The sequence below is a fragment of the Lactobacillus kullabergensis genome (assembly GCF_003151025.1).
GTDB lineage: Bacteria > Bacillota > Bacilli > Lactobacillales > Lactobacillaceae > Lactobacillus > Lactobacillus kullabergensis.
The window spans coordinates 396,768-423,586 of sequence record NZ_CP029477.1; the positions used below are offsets into that span (position 1 = coordinate 396,768).

General features: G+C 35.1%; 27 protein-coding genes. 21 read left to right on the forward strand and 6 right to left on the reverse strand.

Translation table 11 applies throughout. The annotated features are described in order from the left end of the window. Positions 1 to 4: 4 nt before the first annotated feature. Genes DKL58_RS01905 through DKL58_RS01920 form a run of 4 tightly spaced genes read left to right on the forward strand, consistent with a single transcriptional unit; the run spans position 5 to position 3,143 of the window. On the forward strand, positions 5 to 481 hold the full coding sequence (locus tag DKL58_RS01905) for a PTS sugar transporter subunit IIB (protein WP_109585906.1): 477 nt from the start codon (positions 5 to 7) through the stop codon (positions 479 to 481). 3 nt (positions 482 to 484) lie between these two features. Further along, positions 485 to 1,282 (forward strand): PTS mannose/fructose/sorbose/N-acetylgalactosamine transporter subunit IIC, encoded by a 798-nt coding sequence (locus DKL58_RS01910; RefSeq protein ID WP_109585907.1) that lies wholly within the window; start codon positions 485 to 487, stop codon positions 1,280 to 1,282. Then, a complete protein-coding gene (locus DKL58_RS01915; protein ID WP_109585908.1) occupies positions 1,272 to 2,105 on the forward strand; it encodes a PTS system mannose/fructose/sorbose family transporter subunit IID in 834 nt (277 codons plus the stop codon). The genes DKL58_RS01910 and DKL58_RS01915 overlap by 11 nt, the downstream gene beginning before the upstream one ends. 18 nt (positions 2,106 to 2,123) lie before the next feature. Beyond that, the gene (locus tag DKL58_RS01920; protein WP_109585909.1) at positions 2,124 to 3,143 is read left to right on the forward strand and encodes an SIS domain-containing protein; all 1,020 of its coding nucleotides are present in this window, start codon (positions 2,124 to 2,126) and stop codon (positions 3,141 to 3,143) included. Between the two features lie 68 nt (positions 3,144 to 3,211). Here DKL58_RS01920 and DKL58_RS01925 read toward each other — a convergent pair whose 3' ends face one another. Together DKL58_RS01925 and DKL58_RS01930 are read right to left on the reverse strand one after the other, a co-directional pair. Then, positions 3,212 to 3,985: a GntR family transcriptional regulator gene (locus tag DKL58_RS01925; RefSeq protein ID WP_109585910.1), complete on the reverse strand. Its 774-nt coding sequence runs from the start codon at positions 3,983 to 3,985 to the stop codon at positions 3,212 to 3,214. After that, the gene (locus tag DKL58_RS01930; protein WP_109585911.1) at positions 3,985 to 4,704 is read right to left on the reverse strand and encodes a GntR family transcriptional regulator; all 720 of its coding nucleotides are present in this window, start codon (positions 4,702 to 4,704) and stop codon (positions 3,985 to 3,987) included. The genes DKL58_RS01925 and DKL58_RS01930 overlap by 1 nt, the downstream gene beginning before the upstream one ends. Positions 4,705 to 4,875: 171 nt before the next feature. Here DKL58_RS01930 and DKL58_RS01935 point away from each other — a divergent pair, with 171 nt between their 5' ends. The 16 genes from DKL58_RS01935 (at position 4,876) to DKL58_RS02010 (ending at position 17,209) form a co-directional block, all read left to right on the forward strand. Then, positions 4,876 to 5,301 (forward strand): PTS sugar transporter subunit IIA, encoded by a 426-nt coding sequence (locus DKL58_RS01935; protein WP_158595192.1) that lies wholly within the window; start codon positions 4,876 to 4,878, stop codon positions 5,299 to 5,301. A 15-nt stretch (positions 5,302 to 5,316) separates the two neighbouring features. Further along, complete coding sequence (locus DKL58_RS01940) at positions 5,317 to 6,105, forward strand: PTS mannose/fructose/sorbose/N-acetylgalactosamine transporter subunit IIC (protein WP_109585913.1); 789 nt, start codon at positions 5,317 to 5,319, stop codon at positions 6,103 to 6,105. 311 nt (positions 6,106 to 6,416) lie between these two features. Continuing rightward, a complete protein-coding gene (locus tag DKL58_RS01945; protein ID WP_109585914.1) occupies positions 6,417 to 7,346 on the forward strand; it encodes a phosphate/phosphite/phosphonate ABC transporter substrate-binding protein in 930 nt (309 codons plus the stop codon). A 286-nt stretch (positions 7,347 to 7,632) separates the two neighbouring features. Further along, the gene (locus tag DKL58_RS01950; RefSeq protein WP_109585915.1) at positions 7,633 to 8,388 is read left to right on the forward strand and encodes a DeoR/GlpR family DNA-binding transcription regulator; all 756 of its coding nucleotides are present in this window, start codon (positions 7,633 to 7,635) and stop codon (positions 8,386 to 8,388) included. Between the two features lie 24 nt (positions 8,389 to 8,412). Further along, positions 8,413 to 8,841 carry a galactose-6-phosphate isomerase subunit LacA gene (gene lacA / locus DKL58_RS01955; RefSeq protein WP_045927617.1) on the forward strand — a complete coding sequence of 143 codons (429 nt, stop codon included), beginning with the start codon at positions 8,413 to 8,415 and terminating at the stop codon, positions 8,839 to 8,841. Between the two features lie 12 nt (positions 8,842 to 8,853). Beyond that, positions 8,854 to 9,429: a galactose-6-phosphate isomerase subunit LacB gene (gene lacB / locus DKL58_RS01960; RefSeq protein ID WP_109585916.1), complete on the forward strand. Its 576-nt coding sequence runs from the start codon at positions 8,854 to 8,856 to the stop codon at positions 9,427 to 9,429. Between the two features lie 338 nt (positions 9,430 to 9,767). Beyond that, positions 9,768 to 10,256 carry a PTS sugar transporter subunit IIA gene (locus DKL58_RS01965; RefSeq protein WP_045927618.1) on the forward strand — a complete coding sequence of 163 codons (489 nt, stop codon included), beginning with the start codon at positions 9,768 to 9,770 and terminating at the stop codon, positions 10,254 to 10,256. A gap of 11 nt (positions 10,257 to 10,267) precedes the next feature. Then, complete coding sequence (locus DKL58_RS01970) at positions 10,268 to 10,582, forward strand: PTS sugar transporter subunit IIB (RefSeq protein ID WP_045927619.1); 315 nt, start codon at positions 10,268 to 10,270, stop codon at positions 10,580 to 10,582. Positions 10,583 to 10,603: 21 nt separating this feature from the next. Then, positions 10,604 to 12,022: a PTS transporter subunit IIC gene (locus tag DKL58_RS01975; protein ID WP_045927620.1), complete on the forward strand. Its 1,419-nt coding sequence runs from the start codon at positions 10,604 to 10,606 to the stop codon at positions 12,020 to 12,022. A gap of 25 nt (positions 12,023 to 12,047) precedes the next feature. Beyond that, positions 12,048 to 12,293: a hypothetical protein gene (locus tag DKL58_RS01980; RefSeq protein ID WP_239386412.1), complete on the forward strand. Its 246-nt coding sequence runs from the start codon at positions 12,048 to 12,050 to the stop codon at positions 12,291 to 12,293. A 154-nt stretch (positions 12,294 to 12,447) separates the two neighbouring features. Beyond that, complete coding sequence (locus tag DKL58_RS01985) at positions 12,448 to 13,164, forward strand: GntR family transcriptional regulator (RefSeq protein WP_109585917.1); 717 nt, start codon at positions 12,448 to 12,450, stop codon at positions 13,162 to 13,164. A gap of 25 nt (positions 13,165 to 13,189) precedes the next feature. Then, complete coding sequence (locus DKL58_RS01990) at positions 13,190 to 14,356, forward strand: SIS domain-containing protein (protein ID WP_109585918.1); 1,167 nt, start codon at positions 13,190 to 13,192, stop codon at positions 14,354 to 14,356. Between the two features lie 164 nt (positions 14,357 to 14,520). Beyond that, positions 14,521 to 15,009, forward strand: a complete 489-nt coding sequence (locus DKL58_RS01995; protein WP_109585919.1) for a PTS sugar transporter subunit IIB — start codon at positions 14,521 to 14,523, stop codon at positions 15,007 to 15,009. 10 nt (positions 15,010 to 15,019) lie between these two features. Then, positions 15,020 to 15,943: a PTS mannose/fructose/sorbose/N-acetylgalactosamine transporter subunit IIC gene (locus DKL58_RS02000; RefSeq protein ID WP_109585920.1), complete on the forward strand. Its 924-nt coding sequence runs from the start codon at positions 15,020 to 15,022 to the stop codon at positions 15,941 to 15,943. Next, the gene (locus tag DKL58_RS02005; protein ID WP_109585921.1) at positions 15,930 to 16,748 is read left to right on the forward strand and encodes a PTS system mannose/fructose/sorbose family transporter subunit IID; all 819 of its coding nucleotides are present in this window, start codon (positions 15,930 to 15,932) and stop codon (positions 16,746 to 16,748) included. The genes DKL58_RS02000 and DKL58_RS02005 overlap by 14 nt, the downstream gene beginning before the upstream one ends. Positions 16,749 to 16,807: 59 nt before the next feature. Beyond that, positions 16,808 to 17,209: a PTS sugar transporter subunit IIA gene (locus DKL58_RS02010; protein WP_109585922.1), complete on the forward strand. Its 402-nt coding sequence runs from the start codon at positions 16,808 to 16,810 to the stop codon at positions 17,207 to 17,209. Between the two features lie 82 nt (positions 17,210 to 17,291). Here the strand turns inward: DKL58_RS02010 and DKL58_RS02015 are convergent, their stop codons facing one another. The 4 genes from DKL58_RS02015 to DKL58_RS02030 form a co-directional block, all read right to left on the reverse strand. Further along, positions 17,292 to 19,193 carry a glucose PTS transporter subunit IIA gene (locus tag DKL58_RS02015; RefSeq protein WP_109585923.1) on the reverse strand — a complete coding sequence of 634 codons (1,902 nt, stop codon included), beginning with the start codon at positions 19,191 to 19,193 and terminating at the stop codon, positions 17,292 to 17,294. Further along, positions 19,186 to 20,625, reverse strand: coding sequence for a glycoside hydrolase family 1 protein (locus DKL58_RS02020; RefSeq protein WP_045927629.1), 1,440 nt, complete (start codon positions 20,623 to 20,625; stop codon positions 19,186 to 19,188). The genes DKL58_RS02015 and DKL58_RS02020 overlap by 8 nt, the downstream gene beginning before the upstream one ends. Positions 20,626 to 20,746: 121 nt before the next feature. After that, positions 20,747 to 21,532, reverse strand: a complete 786-nt coding sequence (locus tag DKL58_RS02025; protein WP_109585924.1) for a MurR/RpiR family transcriptional regulator — start codon at positions 21,530 to 21,532, stop codon at positions 20,747 to 20,749. 134 nt (positions 21,533 to 21,666) lie between these two features. Further along, entirely contained in the window at positions 21,667 to 23,685 is a 2,019-nt protein-coding gene (locus tag DKL58_RS02030; protein ID WP_109585925.1) for a hypothetical protein, read from the reverse strand. Between the two features lie 201 nt (positions 23,686 to 23,886). Here DKL58_RS02030 and DKL58_RS02035 point away from each other — a divergent pair, with 201 nt between their 5' ends. Beyond that, positions 23,887 to 26,739 (forward strand): TIM-barrel domain-containing protein, encoded by a 2,853-nt coding sequence (locus DKL58_RS02035; protein WP_109585926.1) that lies wholly within the window; start codon positions 23,887 to 23,889, stop codon positions 26,737 to 26,739. The last annotated feature ends 80 nt before the right edge of the window (positions 26,740 to 26,819 follow it).

Genomic DNA, 26,819 nt, shown 5'->3' on the forward strand with positions numbered 1-26,819 from the left:
AAAAATGATTAAGATGATTCGTGTTGACTATAGGCTGCTACATGGCCAGGTTGCTTTTTCATGGACGCAAGCTTTAGGCGCAGACGCATTACTGCTAGTAAGTGATACTGTTAAAAAAGATCCGCTACGCATGAAGGCGTTGAGATTAGCAAAGCCAGCTGGAACTAAAGTGGTTATTAAAACTTGTGATGAAGCCATTGAACAAATAAAAAGTGGAATTACAGACAAATATAAGTTGTTTGTCATATGTGAAACTCTGCCAATTGCGGCCAAACTGGTTGAAGCTATTGGTGAAAAAGCAATTAATTTAGGCAATATGCCATATCAGGATAGCAAAAAACAAGTGACTAAGAGTATTTTTATTGATCATGATGATGTAGAAATAATGCAAAAACTTGTAGATCAAGGAGTGGAGCTTTTTATCCAGATGGTACCGACTGAAAACAAGATCGATGCTAAAAAGTTTTTGAAGGAGGTGTAAAAATTGATACTAAAAACTTTTCTGATTTTTCTTGTTGGATTATTAGGATATTCAGAATGGTTGTTTGGAACTAGTTATTTGCAAAGACCAATCATTCTAGGTCCTTTAGTGGGGCTGGTTTTAGGTGATTTGCGGAGCGGAATAATTATGGGAGCTACACTTGAACTTGCGATGATTGGTGCGGTTTCAATTGGTGCTTATGATCCACCTGATTTGGTTTCTGGTTCAATAATTGGTATTTCTTTAGCTATTGAAACTCATGCGGCTCCCGGTGCAGCATTAACATTGGGTATTCCAATTGCTGCTATTATGCAGGCTTTAGGACTTGCAACTGGTCAACCATTAATGCTGGCTTTCATTCACCGTTGTGATAGTGCTGCAGAAAAGGGTAATACTAGATCACTTACGCGAAATATGCTGATTGCTGGATATATTCAAGATTGGCCAGGTCTGGTTTTCATACCATTAGCATTTTATTTTGGATCTTCAACCGTAGCAAAAGTGCTTAATATAATACCTCAATTTGTCCAAGATGGAATGAATGTTGCCGCAGGGCTGTTACCTCTGTTAGGTTTTGCAATGCTGGCACAAATGATGATGAACAAAAAAGTTGTAGCTTTCTTTTTCTTCGGCTTTTTCTTAGTAGCTTATAGCAAGATATCAACTACTGGTGTAGCTATTTTTGCAGTAATAATGGCTGCCATCATGTATGTTTTCTTTGATAGAGATGATAAGAGTCAAAAGGGTAAAGATGCTAAACCAAGTGTAGAACAGGAAGGTGATGGTTTCGATGAGTTTTAACATTAAACCTAAATATGATAAGAAGATAAAAAAATCTGATTTGGTTAAATTATTTTGGCGCAGTATTCCTTATGAACACTCTTGGAATTATGAGCGAATGGGGAACGTTGGTTTTACGTGGGCAATAATGCCTATTTTGAAAAAACTATATCCCCAAAAAGATAAATTTATTCATGCTTTAAAACGAAACTTGGAGTTATACAATATGACGCCATATATTGTGACTCTTCCACTCGGAATTTCAGTAGCAATGGAAGAAGCCAATGCTAACAATGAAGATTTCGATGAGACTTCTATTTCAGCCGTTAAATTAGCATTAATGGGTCCACTGTCAGGTATAGGTGATTCATTTTTCTGGGGCACTCTCAGAGTTTTGGCAACAGGTATCGGAACAACATTAGCTCTTAAAGGCAGTATTTTAGGCCCTATACTATTTTTCTTAGTATTCAATGTTCCACATTACATTATTAGATATTATGGTACATTTTTAGGCTATAGTCTGGGTTCGAATGTAATTAATAATGTCGAAAATTCTGGAATGATGGATAAAATCACCAAATATGCCTCAATGATCGGAATGATGGTTGTAGGTGCAATGACTCAAGAAATGGTCAGTGTTAATTTCATTACCAAGATTGGTGTTGGTAAGAGTGCATCAACAGTGCAGTCTCTACTAGATGGCATTTTTCCTGGAATTGCTACTCTTGCTTTATTTGGTGTAACTTATTGGATGCTCAAGAAGAAGCTTAATCCGTTGCTAATTATGTTTATTATTTTGGTGGTAAGTATAGCGGCAGCATACTTCAAGATTCTGGGAGCTTAGATTTAAAAGGAGAATAAAATGACAATAATGAAAAATTTTGATGTAGAAAAATATTTGCAAAATGGTAAAGACGTATATTCTCAAAGAGAAAATATCGAGAAATTAGCTGATAAATTATCTCAGAACGATTATCAGAATATTGTAATGATTGGTATCGGTGGAACGTGGATGGAATGGTATCCAGTAGCAGAATACCTGCGGCATTTGTCTGATTTTCCAGTTTACTTGGAAAACGCTGGTGAATTATTAGTTAAAAAGGATATTAATTATCTTACAAATAAATCTTTGGTTCTTACTTCCTCGGATTCGGGTGATACTAAGGAAATTGTAGCAGCAGTGAAGTACTGCAATCAAAAAGGAATTGATGTATATGGTTTCACCAAAAATCCAGAATCTGCATTAGGAAAATTGTTAAAAGAATCAATTAATGGTTCACTAGCTGAATGTGAAAATGCCTATTTGATGTACTTTATGTTAACTTTGCGTATCTATCAAAATTGGGGTTACTATAAGGATTATGACCGTTGGGCAGATCAGATGAAGCAGCTTTATCCTAATCTATTAAGATTCAGAGAAGAATTTGAGCCAAGAGCTCAGAGTATTGCACGTAAATATTACAATGCCCCATTAACTATGACTGTTGGGTCAGGGATGCTGTGGGGTGAAACATGCATGTTTTCAATGTGTATTTTGGAAGAAATGCAATGGGTTCGCACACGCCCTGTTACTTCAGCTGACTTTTTCCATGGTGCATTAGAATTAGTTGATGATACTTTACCAGTGTACCTAATTAAAGGAGAAGATGAGTATCGCGCGTTAGACGAGCGAGTAGAACGCTTTTTGCCAAAGCATACAAATAGTTTTGAAGTTTTTGACACTAAAGATTTTGTATTCGAAGGAATTGATGATGACTTTAGACAAATTTGCTCGCCAATGATCATAACATCGCTTTTAACTGATCGTTTAGCATCATGGTATCAACAATATACTGGTCATGACCTTAATTTCCGTCGCTACTATCGTCAATTTGATTATTAAAGCAAAAGAAAGAATCGTAAAAAGTCATAATCTTTTTACGATTTTTTAGCAAGTCTATGTAGCTATACTTAATAGGTTTCTTTTTCACCTAAAATACCACCAAGAGTAAATTGTAGATTTAATTCTTCTGAAATTAGATAACTTTCCGTATATTCAACAGCATTACCTTGCTCATCATAACCATAATAAATGATGTAATAAAGAAGGTCTCCTTTTTTAATTTTTAACAATCGGGCTTCTTTTGTTAAAGCTGGAATAATTTGAATAAATTGGGAAAAATGTACAGGTCTATGTTTTTTAGAGTCCATATAGTCGTAGAGACTTACATTCTTAAAATCGACTTGTGATGCATCCGGAAATAATTTAGCAGGTAAGTAGTTATATTCTATAGCAAAAGGCTGTTCTTTAATTTCTCGGATTCTATGTAAGGCAAAGACCCCACTTTCGTCATTTAATTTAAGTTTTTCATTAAAAAAAGCGTTGCCGGTAATGAGATCGGTTCCAACAACTTCATTAGAAAAGTGAATGCCGTTTTTGGTTAACAATTCAGAAATTCCTGAATTAGAATTTTTGTCGGTAAAAGACAAATTAAAATATACATTTTCTTTATCTGGAGTTACTGATGTAACAAACGTGCCGCTACCTTGTTTGCGATAAAGCAATCCTTTTTTTTTCAATGAATCTATAGCTTTTTTGACAGTCATGCGATTTACACCATATTGTCTTGCTAAGTCACGTTCACTCGGTATTTTAGACCCAGGTAAATACTTTTTACTAAGAATTTTTTTCTCGAGTAAATCCTCTATTTGAATGTAAAGAGGGGCATGATAAAGATTATTCATTATTGTTCTTTTTCCTTCTTTAAATTGTTATCTATTGACATTAATAGTGAATTGGACGGAATTTTCTTTGATACAAAGTAAATAGCTTCGTTGTCAATAAAAATTTTGGATGAGCGCTGCAGAATTTTACTTCTAACGGGAATATCTAATAAATTAGCATCTTCAAAGTTAACTGATTCAATTGATAAACTCTGGTACTCTTTTAGTTTTTTGCCTCGATATTTTTTAGCAAGTAAATTCCAAAAAGAATATTCTTGTAATTGTTTTAAAGGTAAATTTTTAACTAGTTTTTCTGGAGCATATATATAATCAATTGACAAAGTTATATTATCTTGCTGTTCATTCACAGTCCGCTTATAAACTAGTAAGTGGATTTGTGTAGCAAGTGGAACTTCGAGTTTTTGAGCAAACTTTTTGTTAGCTTCAAAAACTTCATTCTTAACAATATAATTACGAGTAATATGATGAGTTTTCTTGCCAAAAAACTCTAGCCAGTCTAAATCTTCTTTTGGTTTATTAATAACATAATCATTAACAATTAAAGAAATGGCTCCTTTGTTTTTTAAAATTTCCAGCGCCTCTCTAATTGTATTTCGGGAAACTGAATATTTATCTGCTAACTTCCTTTCGGAAGGCAAATAATGAGCGTAAATTTTATTTGAAATTTGGAACTCGATGTCTTTGGCAATTAGTTCGCTTTTATTTATAATATTGAACATTTTAATAGCTCTTTCTTGTCAATGTTAGATAACTTAATATTAGCTTAACATTGAAGTGATAGCAATTCTGAAGAAATATTTTTCGGATTAGGTGCTTATATGACGGGTTTTTATAGGTATAGTAAAATACAAAACTGGTATGACAATAAGACCAATTTTTTGGAGGGAATTATGACAAAATTTGTGATTGCAACACACGGATATTTTGCAAAAGGATTAAAGATGTCCACAGAATTTATTATGGGAAAGCAAAAGGATTTGTTCGCAATATGTGCCTACACACCAGAATGTAAAGATTTTCCTCAAGCCGTTCAGACAATTATTAATAATAGTAAAGATGACATAGTTTTTGGAACAGATATTGTTGGTGGTAGTGTAAATACTGATTTACAAAAAATTGTTGCTGCTAGTGATAGATTGCACTTGGTAGCTGGTATTAATTTACCTTTTTTACTGCAGTTTTTAACTTCTAATGAAAAAAATGTTTCTGATGCTATAAATAAAAGTATTGAGGCTGCTAAAGAGGGAATTGTTAATTTTGATAATTTAAATGATGAAACGTCTACGAATGCACTAGATGATTTTGATAGTTTTTAAAAAAGCGTGGATAAAATGATTGTAAAAACAATACTAATATTTTTGATTAATTTTCTAGGATATTCAGAATGGTTGTTAGGAACCAGCTATTTACAAAGACCTATAATTTTAGGTCCCTTGGTTGGGCTGGTTCTAGGAGATTTGCAAGACGGCATTGTCATGGGAGCAACACTTGAACTTGCAATGATTGGTGCTGTCTCAATTGGAGCATATAATCCTCCTGATTTAATAGCTGGAACTGTTTTAGGGATTTCTTTAGCAATTGAGTCGCACGCAAATGCGGCTGCTGCTTTAACTTTAGGAATTCCGATTGCTACGGTAATGTTAGCGTTAAATACTGCTGTTGGACAACCCGTGATGTTGCTGCTAATTCACCGCTGCGATAAAGATGCGGATAAAGGAAACACGCGCGCGATAACGCGAGACATGTTATTATCAGGCTGGGCACAAAATTGGCCGGGAATTATTTTCAACCCACTAGCTTTTTATTTTGGTTCATCAACTGTAGCAAAATTATTAAACATCATTCCACCATTTGTGCAAACTGGAATGAATATAGCAGCTGGGTTACTTCCGTTACTAGGTTTTGCAATGCTGGCGCAAATGATGATGAATAAAAAAGTGGTAGCTTTCTTTTTCTTGGGCTTCTTCCTAGTGGCATATAGTAAAATTTCTACTACTGGAGTAGCTATCTTTGCAGTTATTATGGTCGCCATTATGTATATTTTCTTTGATCAGGATAAAAAGAAAAAGACTGATGTAAACCTGAAAAAAGATAACGAGGATGGTTTTGATGAATTTTAGTTTCTCATTTATTTGTAAAAGCGCTTTCTAAATTAAAATGAATAAAAGAACATTTTTTGAGAATAAAACTACTGTAATAACTCTCAATATTGTGCTATTATTTTCTTAGACTAAGAAAGAGAGGCAGATTTCTCCATATGCATGTATTAACTCAAAATTATGAGCGACTTGTTATGGGGAAAGTGCGGCTTTCTTATCTAAACAATAAGTTGTTGCTGTTTTTTAATATGATCATGAACAGACCTGGCATTATCACCTCGCGTGAATGCTGGGTCTTTTTGATTGCAATATTTCCAGTTTAGGAGGAAATCATGCCAAAATTTAAAAAGTTTTTAGTAGGCGCTATTGCAGTTTTGGGTACTGCTTTTCTTGCTGGGTGCTCTAACTCAACTAAAAAGCAAGCTGATAGTGGAACGCCAAAATCTCTCAATGTGCAGTTCGTACCTAGTGTTTCTGCCAATACGCTTGAAACTAAGGCCAAGCCATTAGAAAAAATGCTGTCAAAACGTCTGGGTATTCCAGTTCACGTTTCAGTTTCAACAAGTGGCAATGCATTGGTAGAAGCGATGAAATCTAAAAAAATCGATGTCGGTTTTTTACCAGGTGATGATTATGTGCAGGCGCATAAACAGCATGCAGCTGATGTTTTATTACAGTCAGAGCGTTTTGGTTTAACTAGACCAGATGGTAACTGGACTAAAAAGTTAGTTCATACTTTCCATTCCGAAATTCTAGTTAGAAAAGACTCTGGTATCAAGAGCTGGAGGGATCTTAAAGGTAAGAAAATTTCAATTCAAAGCCCAACTTCAACTTCTGGTTATATTTTCCCAGTTGCCGAATTAAAGCAAAAGGGACTGGATGTTCCTCGTAGCTGCAAGCTGGTTACTACAACTGGACATGATCAGGCAGTTCTGAATGTTTTAAATAAAGATACTGATGCAGCTTTTGTCTTTGAAGATGCCCGTAATAATGTTATTAAGGATAATCCTAAGATTAAGTCCCAAGTTGTGCCAATTTATTACACAACGGAAATTCCTAATGATACTATTTCGGTCATCCCGAGCTTGTCTAAATCATTCCGGGAAAAGTTAGCTAATGCATTTATTGCAATTGGTAAATCTAAAGAAGGTAAAAAAGTTATAGAGCGGGTTTATTCTCATGAAGGATATGTCAAAGCCAAAGATAGTGACTATGACACTGTTCGTAAGTATGAAAAAATTGCTGAGTCAATTAAAAAGTAGTTTTGCTGATTAATATAGAAGAAAATGCATCTTTTTCAACCTAAAAGATGCATTTTTTCTTGATAAAATATAGACTAGGTTTAGTTAATAGGGCTTTTCCTAATAAATAAAATTTTGTTTTTGGTAAAAAGCCGTGAATGGTATTTATCAACTATATGGCCAAACGCAACATTTAGGTTCAAATTTTGTTAACGAACACTTTCAAACATTGACAAACAAAAGAGAACAGCTATAATTAAAATGAACTAAGTTAGTTGCATAATCTAGTTTAAGAAGTAGGTTACTAATGTTAAAGAGTGAAAGACTGAAAACTATTTTACAAGTTGTAAAAACACAGAAATTTGTCACAGTTGACGAATTAGCACAAGCTTTAAAAGTTTCTGATATGACGATCAGACGAGATCTGAATGAGCTCCACAAGGCAAGTAAGATTCTACGTGTCCATGGTGGTGCACAATTATTATCTGATCAAACTCGCACTGAAAAAAGTTATGAGCAAAAACGTGAAATCCATAGTAAAGAAAAATATGAAGTAGCAAAAAGAGCTTGTAACTTAATTCATGAAAATGATTCGATTTATGTTGGACCGGGGACGACGTTAGAATTACTGGTAGCTAATCTCAAAGTTAAACATTTGCGCATTGTTACTAATTCATTGCCTGTATTTGAAGCTGCCAAAAATAATATGAATGATTACGATTTAATTATGGTTGGCGGTTCTTACAGAAGAATCAGCGGTGCTTTTGTAGGAGCTTTAGCCAATAACGAATTAAAAACTATGTCATTTTCTGTTGGTTTTGTCGGTGTTAATGGCATTAAAGATACTTCCTTGACAACTGCTAACTTAGAGGAGGGTCAAACCGAAGGTATTGGATTAGATCATTCACAAATAAAATTTGTGGCGGCTGATTATACTAAATTGGATCATAGTGATTTTCACCAATTTTATGATTTGCGTAATGTGGATGGTTTAATTACTAATCGGGGAATTGAGCCCGAGTTGGAAAAGCATTACAGTCAATTTACGACTATTTATAAATAGTTTTGTTTGAGAGGAGATTTGGCTATGAAGGTTGTCATTGGTAGTGACAAGGCAGGTTTTACCTTAAAAGAAAAAGTAAAAGATTACCTGAAGGCACATCACTATGATGTTTTGGATGTTACTCCGGAACCCGCTGAGGATTTTGTTGAATCTAGTTTAAAGGTAACTCATGAAGTCTTAGACAATGGCATTAAAAAGGCCATCATGTTTGACGAATACGGCGTAGGGTCTGCCATGGCGTCAAACAAGGTTAAAGGCATGGTTACCGCAAATGTTAATGAAGAAAGAACTGCACACATGACTGCTATGCACAATGGTGCAAAAGCTATTGCTTTAGGTAGCGGTATTGTCGGTGAAAAACTGGCTTATTCAATCGTGCAACATTATTTGGATACTGAATATGCTGGTGGCCGCCATCAAGTGCGTTTAAATATGCTTGAAGAAATGATTTAAGGAGGCTTACTAATGCTAGATAATGATAGACCACAACCAGAATTTGTTGATCCCAAAGTTGATAAGCATATAGTTATTGCTTTAGGAAATGACCATATTGTTACTTCTGTCAAAATGGCTATTTCTGATCATTTAAAAGAAGAGGGATATCAGGTCATTGATGAAGGTACTCATGATAATACCAGAACGCACTATCCAATTTATGGTAAACGTGTTGCTGAAGATGTTGCTGATGGTCGTGCCGATTTAGGTATTGTCCTTTGTGGTACTGGTATCGGTATTTCTACCGCTGCAGATAAAAACGAGGGTGTTCGTGCAGCAATGGTTGGCGATGTTGCTCAAGCTGAGTATGCTCGGCGTGAACTGAATGCCAATGTTTTAGGCTTTGGTGGTATCGTTTTAGGACGTGACTTTATTTTTGACATTGTCGACTCCTTCTTAAATGCCAAATATGAGTCTACTCCGAAAAGACAAAATTTAATTGCCAAAATCGATGGTATTGCTAAACCAAATCCTGATCAAAAGGATAACGTACACTTCTTTGATGAAGAAAATAAGAAGTGGGCTGAAGGCGTATACCACGACTAATATATAAAATAAAAATATAGAATTGTAATTTAATCGCACATTAAGGCCATGACTTGAACGTCATGGCTTTATTTTGTGGAATTATTTTTGTTTTGTTTAATTAGTAAAAATTAGAATAGTAACAACTTCTGAATGCTGTCTGATTAACTGTTTATAGCAAGTTAATCACTTTAATTGGCAAGGAACATGGTAATTTTGATGACTTTTTTGCTTTATTTTTTAAAAAAGCGTTTGCATTTTTCTTTGCCATTAAATATAATAGCTATAGACAAGCGAACAAAAACTAACATAATCAAACAAAAGCGAAAGCTTGTCTATTGTTAAGGAGGGCCTAATTTGTGAAAGAAAATAACTTGTTTTCTGCAAATGCAGTATTTGTAAGTGATGCATCAGAACCAACCACAATTTTTAAGGAAGTTTCGGATAAGTTACTTGCTCTTGATTTGGTCAACGATGGCTTTTTCAATGGAATTAACCAGCGTGAACAACAATATCCGACCGGGATAGATACTTCACCTATTGCAAAGGAATTACCCAACATTGCTGTACCGCATACTGAAGGAGAGTTTGTTAATACTTGTTTGATAGTGCCTGTTGCTTTAAAGGCACCAGTATCTTTCAAAAACATGATTGCACCTGATCAGAGTTTGCCTGTAAAATTTCTGTTTATGATTTTGAATAATAATCCAGAAGGACAAGCAAACATTTTAGCACAAATTATGGACTTTCTTAGACTTACATCCGTTTCAAAATTACAAACATTATTCAATCTTACCGAGACTGATAAAATTTATCAGTTTTTAAGTGAGAATTTTAGTCAACAGTAGGAGGGCTTTTTATGAGCAGAGAAGTAAAATTTATAGCTGCATGTGGTGCTGGGGTAAACTCATCTCACCAAATTAAGGATGCAGTTGAAGAAGAAATGAGAAAGCGTGGTTATAACGTCAAAGTTGATGCCTATATGATTAAGGATGTCAATGAAGATCTTTTATCACATTATGATGGTTATTTGACAATTGCCAAAACTGATCTTTCCTTTAAACCAAAAATTCCATTAATTGATGCAGGAGCAATTTTATACCGTATACCTGCTATGGCTAAACCAGTTTATGACAATGTGGAAAAAGTTGTTAAAGAAATTAATGCTAAATAAGATTTCATGAGGAAATAAAAAATGAATGGGATAATTAGTTTTGCTAACTCACTTTTTAAGCCTTTGATTGATATGGGTGCAGCTACAATAATGTTAATTGTTTTGACGTTAATCGCTGTACTGTTTCGCGTCAAGTTCACTAAGGCCTTAGAAGGTGGTTTAAAATTAGCTATTGCTATTACAGCGATAGGTAATGTTATGAATATGCTGACGACAGCATTTCAAAAGCCAATGATGCAATTTGTTAAGCATACTGGCATCCACATGGATATGCAGGATATGGGTTGGGCCCCACTTGCTACTATAACTTGGGGATCACCATATACCTTGTTTTATCTGCTAGTTTTAATTATTTTAAATGTTGTTCTACTGGTATTAAATAAGACAAACACGCTTGATGTAGATATCTTTGATGTTTGGCACCTGGCATTCGATGGTTTGTTCTGTGTTTATGTCGGTGCCCCTCTTTGGCTATCAACTTTGTTAGTCCTTTTCATTGGCACAATGAAAATTATTAACTCTGACTTAATGAAGCCAACATTTAATGACTTATTAGATGCCCCTGAAGGCAACCCAATGACTACTACGCACATGAACTATATGATGAATCCTATCATAATGGTATTCAATAAGTTCTTTGATAAATGTTTGCCATGGCTTGATAAATTTGACTTTGATTCTACTAAATTGAACGAAAAAATCGGATTTTGGGGCAGTAGATTTGCTATTGGCGTTTACCTTGGTGTGTTTGTTTCTTTGCTAGCTGGCAATAATTTCGCTACTGAGCAGGGATGGAAAGACATGTTTACACTATCATTTATTGGTGGTTCATGTATTGAACTGTTCTCTGTAATTGGTTCATGGTTCATCGCTTCCGTTGAGCCTTTGTCTCAAGGTATTGCCGATTTTGCTACCAAGAAGTTTTCTGGTCGTACCTTTAATATCGGACTTGACTGGCCATTCTTAGCTGGCCGTTCTGAAATTTGGGCTGCCGCAAATGTTTTGGCTCCAATTATGATGCTTGAAGCAATGGTTTTGCCAGGTAACAGACTAATGCCTTTAGGTGGCATCATCGCTATGGGTGTTACTCCGGCTTTGCTAGTTGTTACTCGTGGTAAAATTATTCGGATGATTATCATTGGAACCGTTGAATTACCTATCTTCCTTTGGGCAGGTACTATGGTTGGTCCATTTGTTACCAACATGGCTCACTCAGTAGGTGCGGCTATTCCTGCACATACATTGGTTTCAGACACTACTATGGAAGGTCCAGTTGAAAAATTCTTGGCTTACCTAGTGGGAAATGCTTGGAAACAACAAGGAATGTTTATAGTTTATGCCTTAATCGCTTTGGCAGTTTACCTGCTCTTATTTATCTGGTATGCAAAACAGATGAAGAAGAGAAATGCAGAATACGCTGCTGCTAAAAAGGCTAATTAATCATTAATAATGTTTTGGCTTAAGGGTGACTAAATTGAAGAAAACAAAAGTAACGGCTAAGGAAAAAGCAAGAAGGAATCGCATCCTTTTTTGGGCGGTTGTTGTAATTGTGGTTAACTTGCTACAGATTTTATTTAAAAATTGGATAACAAGCCTAATTGCCATGGTTGGTACAATTTATGCCTTATATCGAATCGTTGTTTTTGATAATCCTAAAAATCGCCTTAGTCAAAAATACTATGATTGGAAAGGCAATAAGCTAAGTAAATAAATTTATTAAATACCATTGGGAAACTCAATCTCAATGGTATTTTTATGTAAAAATAGTTTTAATTAGCAATATTTTGTAAAAATCAAATTGCAATAAACCGCTTTCTCTGATACACTTAAGTGGTATCTACCAGTTAGCTAAGGAGGGGGAATTAATGGCAAAACCACTTTATCGCCAAGTAATTCTAGACTTGGAAAAACAAATAAACAATATGGAGCCGAATGCTAAATTGCCAAGTGAAAGACAGTTATTAGTTAAATACGGTGTAAGTCGCAATACAATTAGATTGGCGTTACAAAATCTTGAAGAAAGAGGATTAATATACCGTCTTCATGGTAAAGGCACTTTTGTTTCAAGTACTTTTCTTGATCAACCTAATATTGGTGGGATGTATTCTTTTTCAGAAGAATTAAAACGAACTGGGCAAAAAGCTTCAACTAAAAATCTAAGTTTAGACTTAATCACCCCAGATAAAAATATTGCTGCACAATTGAATTTGGGGCCGAGAGAAAAAGCCTACGAGCTAGTTCGTTTGCGTCTTGCTGATAACGAACCACGCATTTTTAGTAGAACTTATTTACCGGAGAAATTATTTTCCGAACTTAGTTTAAACGATTTAAATGCTAAACCACTTTATGATGTCATGAAAGAAAAATATGACCAAATTAGTGTAATGGCGTTTGAGGATGTTGAAGCTGTTTGTCTTAATCAAGAAGAAAGCAGAAATCTGGCGGAGAAGGTCGGCTCACCAAGTTTAAAGATTTTTCGCAAGACTATTAATGATAAAAATGTACCAATTGAGTTTACGATTTCTTTAGCTAGAGGCGATAAGTTTGTTTATCGTTCACGTCAATATAATGATTTATTTTAGATATTATAAAGGAAGGTAAAAATAAATGTTTTCAAAAACAGATGCAGAATTAGAAAAATTGGGTGCAAAAATTACTACCCGTGAAATTGAGCAGCAACCTGAATTATGGCAGCAAACCTGGTCTATTTATCAGAATAACAAAACTAAAATCACTGATTTTTTGAACCAAATAAATCAAAAATGGGGTAAAGTCAGAGTGATTTTTACAGGCGCCGGAACTAGTGCATATGTCGGAAATACAATAATGCCCTATTTACAAAAAAATGGAGATAGAAAAAAATATGATTTTGAAGCAATTGATACCACGAAAATTGTCTCTACTCCTGAAGATTATTTAGAAAAAGATACTCCGACAATTCTGGTTTCATTTGCACGTAGTGGCAATTCACCTGAATCCGTAGCTACTGTTGAATTAGCTAAAAAATTAGTTACGAATTTATATCAAATAGCAATTACTTGTGCTCCGGAAGGACATTTGGCGCAGGATCTAGAAGGTGATCCTACTGGCCTTGTCTTATTGATGCCCGAAAAGTCTTTAGATCAGGGTTTTGCAATGACTGGTTCGTTTTCTTGCATGAGCCTGATGGCACTACTTGTGTTTGATACTTTGACTAACGAAAAGAAAGAAAATATTGTTAGTCAAATTGCCCAAATGGGTAAAAGCGTCATTGACAGAGAGGATGAAATTCAATCTTTAGTTGACATTGACTTTAATCGCATTACTTATATAGGTAGTGGTAGCTTAGGCGGCTTGGCTGAAGAAACACGGCTTAAGATTTTGGAATTAACTGCAGGAGAAGTAGCGGCTTTATTTGATACATCAATGGGCTTGCGTCACGGTCCAAAATCATTCCTTGACAAGAAGACGATCGTCTTTGATTTTGTCTCCAACAATACTTATACCAGGCAATACGACTTAGATATTTTAAACGAGATTAGGGATGATCAAATTGTGCCACTCGTGATGGCTGTCGGTCAGGAAAAGGAGGGTCAGGATTTCTCAGGAAAATCTTTCATGTTCGCTGAGCAAGAATTGTTGCCTGATGCGTACTTGGCATTACCTGATGTAATGTTTGGTCAGACTATAGCTTTATTAACTTCTATTAAGGTTAATAATAAGCCTGACACACCATCGCCAACAGGTACAGTTAATCGTGTAGTTAAGGGTGTTACAATTCACGAATTCAATTAATGTGCTTTTCTTGTGGGTACTAACGATATCACTATGATTTTAATATTAAACTTTTTAAATATAAAAAATACATGTTGACAAAAATTGGTTGGTACCTTATCATAAAGATGTGAAAGCGTTTTTTGTAATGTTTAGATTTCCTTAAAAGATATGGAGGAATAAATATGAATATTGTGGGAGCAAGAGTTGATGAACGCTTGGTTCATGGACAGGTAGCAAACTTGTGGACTCCTCAGTTGCAAGTAGAACGGATTATTGTTCTAGACGAAAAAGCAGCTGAAGATGATATTCAAAAGAGTGGTCTTAGAATGGCCACCCCAATGTCTACCAAGCTGAGTGTTTTACCAACTGAAGTTGCTGCAGATCATTTAAAGAAAAACCGTTATGGTAAGCAAAGACTGTTTCTGGTAGCTAAAAAGCCTGATAAGTTTCTCGATTTGCTTAACATGGGTATCAAGCTTGACACTATCAATGTTGGTAATATGTCCAAACAAGATGACACTACTGAATTGACTAAGCAAGTTAATATCAATGAGCATGAAGCAAATGTTTTCAGGCAAATTTCTGAAAAAGGCGTTCACTTAATTGCTCAATTAAATCCGAGCGTTGAATCACGCGATTTAATGAAATTGATAAATGAAAAGATGAAGTAGGAGGAGAAAAATGGCTTGGTGGCAAATATTACTGCTTACTTTATATGCAGGATTAGAAATTTTAGATGAATTGCAAATTTATTCGTCGTTAAACACACCAGTTGGCGCTGGGTTGATCGCCGGTCTTATTATGGGTGATATGCCTACCGGACTGTTCATTGGTGCGTCAATGCAGTTGACTGTTTTAGGTATCGGTACTTTTGGTGGTGCTTCTAGAATCGATGCAACCACTGGTACAGTTTTAGCTACAGCATTCTCAACTACAGTTAAAGGTATGAGTCCTCAAACAGCGATTTCTTCAATTGCTGTTCCAGTTGCCGCTATTATGATTGAATTGGATGTTTTAGCAAGATTTGCCAATACTTACTTTTCACACAGAATTGATCACTTGATTGATGAGGATAAGATTAACTATAAAGCTGTTGAAAGGAATGTTTTGTACGGAGCAATTCCGTGGTCACTTTCACGTGCTGTTCCTGTCTTTATCGCATTAGCCTTTGGTCAGGGATTAGTACAACAGATTGCAAATGCCTTAAATGGAGACTTGTTGTGGCTAGGCAATGGTTTGACTGTTGCCGGTGCTACATTACCAGCAGTTGGTTTTGCTGTTTTGCTCCGGTATCTGCCGGTTAAGAGACATGCAGCATATTTAATTCTTGGTTTTACAATTACAACTTTGTTCTCAGTTCTCTTCACTAATATTCAAGCTTTGGGGACAGGTCTGTCAGCTGTTAACAAAGGTTTCACTACTGTTCTTAACGGTTTGCCAATGCTTGCTATTGCAATGTTGGGATTGGCCTTTGCAATTTTACACTACAAGAATATTCCAATAAATAAGGGTACTGCTCAAGCACAAAGTACTGAAAGTCAAAGTAATAGCGAAAGTTCAAGCTCTGATGACGATGAAGGAGAGATTACTGATGACGAACTCTAAACCTAAATATAAATTAACTGAACAAGATTTTAATCAGATTAACCGTAGATCTTTATTTGGTTTCCAGTTGGGCTGGAACTATGAAAGAATGCAGAATAGTGGTTATTTATACACTATTTTGCCACAATTAAGAAAAATTTATGGTGATGATACCCCTGAATTAAAGGAAATGATGAAGACTCATATGCAGTTCTTCAACACTTCTAATTTCTTCAATACTATTATCACTGGCCTTGACCTTGCTGTTGAGGAAAATGAAGGTATCGAAGGAAAAGACACTGTTACAGGTATTAAAGTTGGTTTAATGGGTTCTTTTGCCGCTATCGGTGACTCGATTTTTGCCTCTTTAATTCCAACTATTTTTGGTGCTTTGGCTGCTTCCATGGCAACTCAAGGAAACCCTATTGGTGTTATCATTTGGGTTGCTGCCTGCCTTTTGATCTGTGTCTTTCGTTGGAAACAACTTCATTTTGCTTATGATAAAGGTGTTTCCCTTGTTACTGATATGAGAGATCGTTTAAACGCTTTAACTGATTCCGCTACTGTTTTGGGCGTATTCATGGTTGGTGCACTTGTTGCCACTATGGTTAATATAAAGTTCTCTTGGGCACCACAAATTGGCAAAGTTACTATGAATGTTCAAAATAATTTGGATATGATTCTACCTAAGCTTTTACCAGCTGCTGTTGTAGGCTTTGTCTACTGGCTTCTTGGTAAGAAGGGCATGACTTCTACCAAAGCAATCTTTATTGTTTTAGTACTTTGTATTGTTTTAGGTGGTCTTGGAGTTATTGCTAAGATATAATAGGATATGGTAATAGCTTTAAGCTAAATAGTATTGAGTATTATATAGAAAGATAAAGTATGGCAGAAAAAGAATTAATTTTAATTAGTCATGGAAAAATGGCAGAGGGCGTAAAAGCCAGTGTCGAATTGATTATGGGGGAGCAAGAACATGTGCACACAGTTTGTTTGCTTCCATCTGAGGGCCCAGATGATTTCAAGTCGAAGTTTGAAGAAAAGATTTCAGGAATGAATATCGAAGATATTACTGTTTTCGCTGATTTAATGGGCGGAACCCCAGCTAATGTAGTTAGTCGTCTTATTATGGGTGGCCAAAAGATTCACTTAATCTCGGGCATGAATTTACCACTGGTAATCGAATGGCTCAATAGTCAGATGAGCGGTGCAGAATCCGATTTTGTGACTGCTGGTAAAGCAGGAATCGTCGACGTTAATGAAATGTTGTCTAATATGAAAAAGTAATTTATGTAAATGAATAACGTCTAGTTTTGAAAAAGACTAGGCGTTATTTTTTGTTTATATTAAAGATCAGAATGAAGGTGAATTAATATATTGACAATGACGTTACCGTATCTCCAAAATTAGTTTCTTTTACGGTTGGTTCAACTGGATCTTTAACTTTATCCTTTGAAGTAATTAGTACCAATACTGTCGGATCTTTACCTGCATCAGTAATTTGTTTTATATCCATTTTTCCAATTAATTGACCACGCTCAACTTTATCTTTTTCCTTTACTAAAATGTCAAAAGGCTTCCCCTTAAGCTCAACAGTGTCAATACCCAGATGAAGCAAAATATCCAGTCCATTATCTGATTTTAAACAGATAGCATGTTTAGTTTTAAAAATTGAACTAATCGTACCGTTTACTGGTGAATAAATTTTTCCATTAGAAGGTATAATAGCAAAACCGTCCCCTAAGATTTTTTGAGCAACCATATCATCATTTACTTGATTTAAGGGAATTACTTTACCCGAAACAGGTGCTGAAAAGTTTTCAATAGCCTTAATAGGTTTAGAAATTGAGTTTTCTTTTTTTGTTGGGATTTTTGTATTATTTTTAAATAAAATATTTTGATCTCTATTTTTGTCTGACTTAAGCAAGATCGTTGTAATTATAAAGCTTGAAATTATCCCGGTTAACCAAGTGATTATGCCACAGGTAAAGTTTAAAGTGGGATTCTTACCTACAAAGTAAGATATTAAAGAGATAAAACCGGGAGCCATTAATGCACCTTGTTTTATATGTAATATTCCTCCTACTAGTCCTCCAATAGCACCGCCAGATATTGCTCCAATTAATGCACGACGATAAGGTAAAAGAAAGCCGAATATAGACGGTTCAGTTATTCCCATCAAACCAGTAAAGCCTGCAGAAAATCCTTCTCCCTTGGTAATTTTTTTCTTACTAAAAACAGCGATAGCAATTGCCGCAGCTCCCATAGCAGCGTTACTTGGTAATGCTGCCGGATAAATAAGTGTATCATAACCCAATTCAGAAACATTATTCATTGCTATAGGTACAAATCCTTTATCAATGCCAAACATTACTAAAATAGGATTTAACGCACTATATAGCGTGAAAGCAAGCCAGTTTGCTTTTGCACTCAGCCAATTAAAACAGCCTGCAATAGCAAAACTAATATTATTGCTGATAGGTCCAATAATAACAAGTGTCAAAGGAGCTGCAATTAATATTGAAAGTAAGGGAGTAAAAAAGTAAGTAATTTCTTTTGGCATAACTTTATCGAATAACTTATATATTAAAGCTAATAAAATCACACCTAAAATAGAGGTAAGCAACGTTCCATTATATTGCATTTTTGGTAAATGAATACCTAAAAAACTCAAACCGGATACATTGTTAATATCACTAAAAGTTAAGATTGCACCTAAAAATGCTCCCATGGCTGCAGGAATTTTCATTTTTATTGCACTTTGGAATCCTACAAAAATAGGTATATAGTAGAACCCTGCTGAAGCTATGCTAGTCAGGACTATAGCTGTACCGCTTTTGGGATTCATGCCGAAAAATGTTTTACACATATTTAATATTGCTAATAAAAATCCTGCTGCTACAATAACGGGCATAATAGGTAAAACAATACCGCTGATGAAGTCAAGTACTTTAGATAAAGCATTTTTAAAAGTTAATTTTTCAGATTTACCCTGTTTTAAATTTGCTTTTTCATTTAAGTGCAGTTCTGGTACTAATTTGCTGTAATACTCGTTAACCTTTGTTCCTATGAAACTTTGAATTTCTTGACCTTTTATAACAACCCCCTTAATTCCGTCAACTTTCTTTAATTTTTCTTGATCAACAAGATCAGGATTGTTTACTACAATCCTTAACCTAGTTGCACAATGATATATGTCAGAAATATTATCTTTACCGCCAACTGAATTTAAAATATCAGTAGCAATATTTTTGAAATTTTCTTTAACCATTTTTTAATGCCCCGCTAAAATATTGGTCAATAAAGTCTCTGTACCAGTAATAACTTTTTTTAGGTGTTAAGGCTAAATTATTTTTAAAGTCAACTCGAATGAGTCCATACCGCTTGTCGTATCCATTAATCCAACTATATAAGTCCATAGCCGACCAATGATAATATCCATGTACCTTAACACCTTCGCTTTTGGCTTTTAAAAGATAGTGCAGAAACTTGGATGTCAATTCAATCCTTTTATCATCTTTAACAAATCCCTTTGAGTCTGCTGTTTCATAGCCACCATGTCCATTTTCAGTAATCAAAATAAGATTAGGATTATAACTTTGTTGTATTTCTTTGAGAGCCGTATACATCACTCTTGGTAGTTCTTCACGCCCCCATTTATTTCTTTTTACGTTTGGGTCAAAGGAGGTTTCAAAGACATTTTTTATTCGTATTCCCTCAGTAATCTTACTTTTGCAACCTTTATTGTTGTGGAAAACTTTTGTTTCTTTATCTGTTCCATCGGTTAAATATTGACGATTATATAGATTTAATCCTAAATAGTCTCCTTTACCTTCAGCAAAAATTTTCTGATCGATTTCTTTTTTATACAACATACAGTTAAAGTCATTAATGACTTTTTCAGTTTCTTCTGGCATTTTTCCCAATAATGCAGGACAAAGTATTTGCCTATTATAAAAAAAGTCACCAAATAAATGAACTTTTTTGATATTCTTAGTTGTAGGATCGATTTCAACGTTACCGTTGTCATGTACAATACCAATAATGCCATCAATTTTTAAATCATGGAAAATCCTAACTGCCTTAGCACTTGCCAACATTAGATTATATTGATATTGAAAATACGACTGGAAATCTAATTTCCTATTAGGTGGATAATTACCAACAATATTGACGCAGTAACTATAGTATCTGGGTTCATTAATTGTGCACCAAATCTTCACTCGGTCTCCAAAATTTTTAAAACAAACTTCGGCATAACTGGCGAAGTAATCAGTTAATTTTCTGTTAAGCCATCCTCCTTGAATAGCTAATTCATAAGGCAAATCGTAATGAAACAAAGAAACATTTGGTTCTAACCCCTTTTCAATACAGTAATTGATTACACGGTTATAGAACTCTATACCTTCCTGATTAACTTCACCTACACCATTTGGAATAATTCGATCCCAAGCAATTGAAAATCTAAAGGTGTTTTGATGGTCAGCAGCGAGTAAATCAATGTATTCTTTATATTTATGAAAAAAATCGGCTGACACATCTCCATTAACATGATTAATATTTAAATTACTCTTATGATTAAAGTAATCCCATTCACCAAGTCCTTTCTTCTCTTGATCCCAGGCTCCCTCGCACTGATAAGCAGCGGTTCCAGAGCCCCACAAAAAGTCTTTGTCTTTAAAAACCTCTGAAAACTTTCTCATTTATTCTCCTCCATTAGTTTTTATAAATTTGATAGCGCTATCTACATTGCTATATTAGCAATAAAAAAAAGAGCAAGTGGTTCAAATTTTGAACCACTTGCTCTAGTGCTAAGGGTCAGGTTTAATGATATGAATTAACATAATGTAGAAAAATCTGGTCAAACAAATATGTAATACCATATTTGCCATAAATGCCCAGATAATCTTCTGAAAAGCTTTTTTGACTAATATAGAACACATCATTATATGAACTTGCTAATTTTTTATTACGATTACCAGTGATAATCATTTTATCTCCGGGAAGTTCATTTATGAGATCGTTTATCACCTCACCATATTTTCCAGAGGTTGAAACCGTAAATAATAATGAATTTGGTTTTAAAGATTTAAGGTATTTACTAGTCCTGTATTTATGGTCAAGCACAACAATTATTTTATTTGCGTATATCATTTCTTGTTGAAATTTTACTAGTGTACTACTTGTATTGTTAGCACATAACAAAATAACCTCATTATGATTATGAATTTTATCAACGATCTGATTGAGTTCAGTTACACCAAAAACAGAGTTTATATCATCGAGCATATTTTTAATTAAATTTGTCAGTTTAACATTATTTGTTTGATAATCCTCTTTTGTTCTATGTCTAATATCACTGGGGAAGATAATTTTAGAAAAAGAGGTTTTTAGATTTTCTAGACTCGAATATCCTAATTTCTCACAAAATCTTCTGACCGCAGAACGAGAAACGTATGCGTTATCCATAATTTCGTTAACAGTAATTTGGTCCAGGTGGGAAATGTTTTTTACTAAATATGATGCTATTGCATGATTATTACTATCATAATGAGAATTAATTAGTTCTGTTAATGAATTTAATATTCCTAAGTTATTTGCATTGATCATTCTATTTTCCTTTTGCTAAAATCCGTTCTCTTCCATTTTAAACTTAGTATAAAAAATATTACAAATAGTGATATGGCTAAAATAACGTCTAGTCCTAAACAAGACTAGGCGTTATTTTTTAGATTGTATTAATTTTAAAACAGTATTTGGATTGTCTCTAATGGCGCTAGAGCTTCATTAATAATAGCAATACCATTTTCAACATTAATGTGGACTTTTGTTTTCCTGACAGAGTTATTGACTTTCCTAATAATTGTAGCTTCATCACTTGCTAATGGTTCTCCTAGGTGCCACTTTAGTTGTTGATAGCCGTCTAAAGTAAAGTTGGCTAGCCAAATTTTTTGACCATCATTTTCAACTAATAGCTTTACATTCGGCATTCCTATTAAATAATCTACTGGCTTGATACTATCAAGCATTTGTTGCAACAAGCCTTGTTTATATGTAGTAAATTGCGATTCCCAGCCATAGCGTGGATCTTGATCCATCGGAAGGACAACGATATGTTGGTCAATAACGGCCATGGCGTTACCCAATTTTTCATCAACTGCGTTATAGGCAAAGGACCACACTTTCACAGAGCTTTGCGGTTGATACTCAATTTTTAAATAGTTTCCTGTTTGTTGCAACATTGTAATTCGCGGGCTTTTAACACCATCAACTGTCTGTCTATCTGCCTGTTCAAAAACTTGATAATTTGAACGAAATGGATGCCATACAGCTTTTTCAATATGCAGTAAATTGCCTAATTTTCGGTCTAGTAAAACTTGTACGCATTCACCATCAAGCAACACCAAATTATTTTTAATCAATTCTGTTACTTGTGCATTTGTTAAGTTGCGTAAAAGTTGGCCAGAAATAGCTACTACTTCATTTTTCAATAAGGTCTTTTTATTAATAGGTAGAATCGTTGTAGCAAAACCAAAGGCTCCTAAAAGACTGGCCCAATTCTTTTCATGAGGTAACAGCTCCTCGATGTTTTTACCAGTTTTAGTTTGCAAATAGTAACTAGAGTCTTGATCAACTAAAACTTTAATGCCCCGCAGATGGTCTATCGGCAGACGATTTTCTAATAGTTGGTTAACAAACGGTTTAATTTGAGCGAGCATTTCTGCATAGTGCCAACTATCATTGATACCGTTACCCATCATGTCAAATAAATTAAGCAAAATTCCCTGACTTCCGATTAGGGCAGAAGTAATAATTTGAAATGCAGTAAATGCAGTTGATTTGACTAAAGGCGAATACATATAGCTTTCTAATTCTGGGTATAGTTCGGCATCTTCTCCTAAAAAAGCAGCGGTAATGCGGGTATATTCTTCGAAATACCTGCCGTATTGTAATGGAGCAACTTCATTATAAGCAGGTAAATGAGGCCGCGCCACCTTGGGATGACCTTCTCCTGCCTGTGCCTTAAATAAATTATCCCAATCGCGACCTTCAAGAGCATGCCAATCAGGATAAGAAGTCATTTGCGCCAGATCTGTCTCTGGACTAACCTTGTGGACAGCCTGCTCAATTATATGCTCAGTTTCAATCATCTCTTGACGAGCCTGATCAAGGTAAACTTGTCTTTCCTCAGTTGGCTTTCCCGGTTGCAACATTTTTTTAACAAATTCTGCGCGTGTTTCCTTTTTGCCTAATTTTTCGTTATATAGTTGCATGTGGTAATCACAAAAGCACATTAATTTGAGGGGTGAATGGTTGTAATGACGAAAATCATCTTCGAGCCATAATCTACGAGGATGGATGCTGGCATATTGTGCATAGGTATTGGCTAAATATTTCCGCCAGGTTGGATCCGCTGGACAAGCCATATCTTGAGCCTTATTACCATCAAGATCAACAAAAGTATTAAAGCCAATTTCAGGATTAACTTGGTAGCCTCGATCTGAATGCATAATGGTCGTCCAGGGGTTTAAACTAGTTGTTACGCCTATCTCAAATAACTTTTTTTGTAACGGCTTAATTGCATCTAACCATAATTGAGTCTCAGCTTTAGTTAAGTGACTATGGTTTAATTCTTCACCATTTATAAAAAAAGCAACATCGTCAATTTTGCCTTTTTTAACAAATTCAATTAGTTTTTCGTCTTTAGTTGGAGTGTTTGCTCTGGGATCAAGCATGTATCTTAAAGTGTAAATAAAAGTCATATTGTAGTTGCTCCTGTGTAAAAATCATTATTCATTTTGTCTTAATTTTAGCATAATATGTTACTGCTTATCCTGAGATTTAGGAAGAAAAGCAAATAAGTGGTTGGACAATAATTTCGTTATTAGCTATTTATCCTTTCGCAAATTTAGCATATAATCAGCTTTATCAAATATTTTAAGAAAGATTAATGTTCTTCTAATATGAAGGAGGAGAGAACAATTAATAAGGCAACTAACTCAAATCAAAAAACAGAAACTAGTAATTTAGAATTGCAACATATCACTGAAGTAACTAGACAAACTGGTTATTTTGAGATTCATTATGCACATGGACTAACTGGCCGTCTCTATATACTAGATTCAAAAACATTCAGGTTCTATATTGATCCCAGCCAGAAATTTCAAGAACCAGAACAATCTGAAAAAGGATTGCATGCGCAAATTTTCTTGACAGATATTTATGGTGCTAAAGGGATGAACGATGCCAGTCTCCATGTAACCAAAAACGGCTGGCAAATTGATACGGGTGCAATTGAAATCAATTTAGTTAAAAATGACGCTACAATGAGTGTTACTAAAAACGGTAAGGTAGTATTAAAAGAGGCACGGCCGATTGAACTGACAAATTCGGCAACTGTTCAAACTTTGGTTGATCATAATAGCAATTACTTTGGTGGAGGTACCCAAAACGGCCGTTTCACACTAGCAGGAGAAAAAATCGAAATTGTTAATACCAATAACTGGGTTGATCAAGGTGTAGCTTCACCTAATCCTTTTTACTGGTCAACTGCTGGTTACGGTGTAATTCGCAATACTTTTAAGCCCGGACACTATGACTTTAATAGCAATTTGAACGACGAGATTACGACTGATCATGAAGAAAATCGTTTTGATGCCATTTATTTCTTTGCCGACTCAGCATATGAATTAATTAATGCATATCATAAGCTAACTGGCAGGCCTGCCCTGACACCAGTTTTCGGCTTTTATGAAGCTCATCTAAATGCATATAACCGTGACTATTGGGTTGAGGTAAAATCTGATGAAAAGGGAGCTATCAAATATCCTGATGGCAAGTATTATCGAGAATATCAGCCCAAAGATTTACCGGCAGAATTAAAACCAAAGTCGATCAGAGAAACGTTAAATGGCGAGCATGGTGGAGTTTCATATCAGTTTAGTGCACGAGCTATGCTAGAACAATATTTGCAAAATGATATGCCTATAGGTTGGTTCTTGCCTAATGATGGTTATGGAGCCGGATATGGTCAAACTGATACATTAGCAGGTAACCTCAAAAATTTAGCTGAGTTTGTTAAATATGCTAATAGTAAAGGTGTGCAAGTAGGACTTTGGACACAGCAAAATCTTGCTCCAGTAGATCCTGAAAATCCTAAACCAGATGACCGTGATTTTGAAAAAGAATTGGTAGCCGGCGTCACTGCGCTTAAGACTGATGAGGCATGGGTTGGCCACGGTTATTCATTCGGCTTAAATGCTACTCAAAGTACTGCCAAGATGATTGCCAAAATTAAAGGTGACCAACTGCGACCATTTATTATTACTGTTGATGGCTGGGCAGGAACTCAAAATACCAGTACAGTTTGGACTGGGGATGAAGTAGGTGGCGAATGGGAATATATTCGTTTCCAAATACCAACTTATATTGGCGAAGGGCTCTCAGGACAACCTAATGTTGCGTCAGACATGGACGGCATTTTTGGAGGTCAAAAGCCAATTATTAACACTAGAGATTATCAGTGGAAAGCTTTCACCCCAATTCAATTAAATATGGATGGCTGGGGTAAGAATCCTAAAAACCCATTTGTATTTGGTGGTATTACAAATAAACTTAACCGCGCTTACCTCAAACAAAAATCAATGATGATGCCGTACATTTATAGTATCGCGGCACAAGCAACTTTTACCAGTAAACCCATGGTGCGAGCAATGTTCTTGGAATATCCTGATGTGCCTGAATTTTATACTAATTTGGTCAGATACCAATATTTATGGGGAGAAAATTTCTTAGTTGCTCCGATTTATCAAGATACTGCCAGTGATGAAGCGGGGAATGATATCAGAAACGAAATTTATTTGCCTGATGAAAAGCAAATCTGGATAGATTTCTTTACTGGTCAAGAATATCGAGGGGGTCAAGTAATTAATAACTTTGATGCACCGTTATGGAAGTTACCGGTATTTGTTAAAGCAGGAGCTATTGTTCCGCTGGCACCAGCCACAAACACACCTAAGGAATACTTTGATCTGAAAAAGCAGCGACAATTTATAGTTTATCCAAGTGGAAACAGCAGCTTTTCAGTTTATGAAGATGATGGCTTTTCTGCTAAGTACCAGCAGGGCGATTATGCTCAAACCAAAGTAAGCAGTCATTTGCTGGATAATGACCTGACTATCAAAATTGCTAAAACCAGAGGTACATATGCTGGTTTTGATCCGGAAAAAGTAACAGAAATTGATATCAGAACTAAAAAGGCACCAGAAGCGATCAAAGTTTTGGTTGGTAGCGAAGAAATTACTTTGACCGAAGTAAATAGTGTAGCTGAATTCCGCAACCAAGAAAATTGCTATTTCTTTGATCAAAATTACTTGGTTAACCCTTATCTAAAAGAATTTAGCACTGATTTAAAGCAAACATTTTTGAGAATAAAACTAGGTCAGACTAATACTAGCCAAAACGAAATAACTGTTAAAGTAGCTGGCATTGATGCAGCCGCAAAACTTATTAATCAATTGCCAACAGAAGATGATTCTTTGACTACTCCGACTAATTTAGCACAAGATGATGAAAAAACTACTGCAGATTCTATTACGGTATCATGGCAACCTGTATCTGATTGCGATAGTTATCAACTTAAAGTTGACAATGCTTTATATACCAATATTAAAAAAGCAAGTTATACTTTAAGCAGCCTGAAGCCTGAGACTGAACATACTTTTATGGCAAGAGCAGTTAAGAAATTAAAGGCATCTCCTTGGGGAGCATGTGTTAGCTGTAAAACTAATAAAGCTGCCAAAGTTGAGCAAAAGTAATTTTCGTAAAACCAAGTAAATGTTTTCTGGATTATTTATAATTGTGAAAAAGTTTACTAAAATTCTTGCTTTTCTTTAAA

Coding starts and splice junctions, on each gene's coding strand:
- DKL58_RS01905 (WP_109585906.1), top strand. CDS start 5: ATGATTAAGATGATTCGTGTTGACTATAGGCTGCTACATGGCCAGGTT.
- DKL58_RS01915 (WP_109585908.1), top strand. CDS start 1,272: ATGAGTTTTAACATTAAACCTAAATATGATAAGAAGATAAAAAAATCT.
- DKL58_RS01920 (WP_109585909.1), top strand. CDS start 2,124: ATGACAATAATGAAAAATTTTGATGTAGAAAAATATTTGCAAAATGGT.
- DKL58_RS01925 (WP_109585910.1), bottom strand. CDS start 3,985: ATGAATAATCTTTATCATGCCCCTCTTTACATTCAAATAGAGGATTTA.
- DKL58_RS01930 (WP_109585911.1), bottom strand. CDS start 4,704: ATGTTCAATATTATAAATAAAAGCGAACTAATTGCCAAAGACATCGAG.
- DKL58_RS01935 (WP_158595192.1), top strand. CDS start 4,876: ATGACAAAATTTGTGATTGCAACACACGGATATTTTGCAAAAGGATTA.
- DKL58_RS01940 (WP_109585913.1), top strand. CDS start 5,317: ATGATTGTAAAAACAATACTAATATTTTTGATTAATTTTCTAGGATAT.
- DKL58_RS01945 (WP_109585914.1), top strand. CDS start 6,417: ATGCCAAAATTTAAAAAGTTTTTAGTAGGCGCTATTGCAGTTTTGGGT.
- DKL58_RS01950 (WP_109585915.1), top strand. CDS start 7,633: ATGTTAAAGAGTGAAAGACTGAAAACTATTTTACAAGTTGTAAAAACA.
- lacA (WP_045927617.1), top strand. CDS start 8,413: ATGAAGGTTGTCATTGGTAGTGACAAGGCAGGTTTTACCTTAAAAGAA.
- lacB (WP_109585916.1), top strand. CDS start 8,854: ATGCTAGATAATGATAGACCACAACCAGAATTTGTTGATCCCAAAGTT.
- DKL58_RS01970 (WP_045927619.1), top strand. CDS start 10,268: ATGAGCAGAGAAGTAAAATTTATAGCTGCATGTGGTGCTGGGGTAAAC.
- DKL58_RS01975 (WP_045927620.1), top strand. CDS start 10,604: ATGAATGGGATAATTAGTTTTGCTAACTCACTTTTTAAGCCTTTGATT.
- DKL58_RS01985 (WP_109585917.1), top strand. CDS start 12,448: ATGGCAAAACCACTTTATCGCCAAGTAATTCTAGACTTGGAAAAACAA.
- DKL58_RS01990 (WP_109585918.1), top strand. CDS start 13,190: ATGTTTTCAAAAACAGATGCAGAATTAGAAAAATTGGGTGCAAAAATT.
- DKL58_RS01995 (WP_109585919.1), top strand. CDS start 14,521: ATGAATATTGTGGGAGCAAGAGTTGATGAACGCTTGGTTCATGGACAG.
- DKL58_RS02000 (WP_109585920.1), top strand. CDS start 15,020: ATGGCTTGGTGGCAAATATTACTGCTTACTTTATATGCAGGATTAGAA.
- DKL58_RS02005 (WP_109585921.1), top strand. CDS start 15,930: ATGACGAACTCTAAACCTAAATATAAATTAACTGAACAAGATTTTAAT.
- DKL58_RS02010 (WP_109585922.1), top strand. CDS start 16,808: ATGGCAGAAAAAGAATTAATTTTAATTAGTCATGGAAAAATGGCAGAG.
- DKL58_RS02015 (WP_109585923.1), bottom strand. CDS start 19,193: ATGGTTAAAGAAAATTTCAAAAATATTGCTACTGATATTTTAAATTCA.
- DKL58_RS02020 (WP_045927629.1), bottom strand. CDS start 20,625: ATGAGAAAGTTTTCAGAGGTTTTTAAAGACAAAGACTTTTTGTGGGGC.
- DKL58_RS02025 (WP_109585924.1), bottom strand. CDS start 21,532: ATGATCAATGCAAATAACTTAGGAATATTAAATTCATTAACAGAACTA.
- DKL58_RS02030 (WP_109585925.1), bottom strand. CDS start 23,685: ATGACTTTTATTTACACTTTAAGATACATGCTTGATCCCAGAGCAAAC.
- DKL58_RS02035 (WP_109585926.1), top strand. CDS start 23,887: ATGAAGGAGGAGAGAACAATTAATAAGGCAACTAACTCAAATCAAAAA.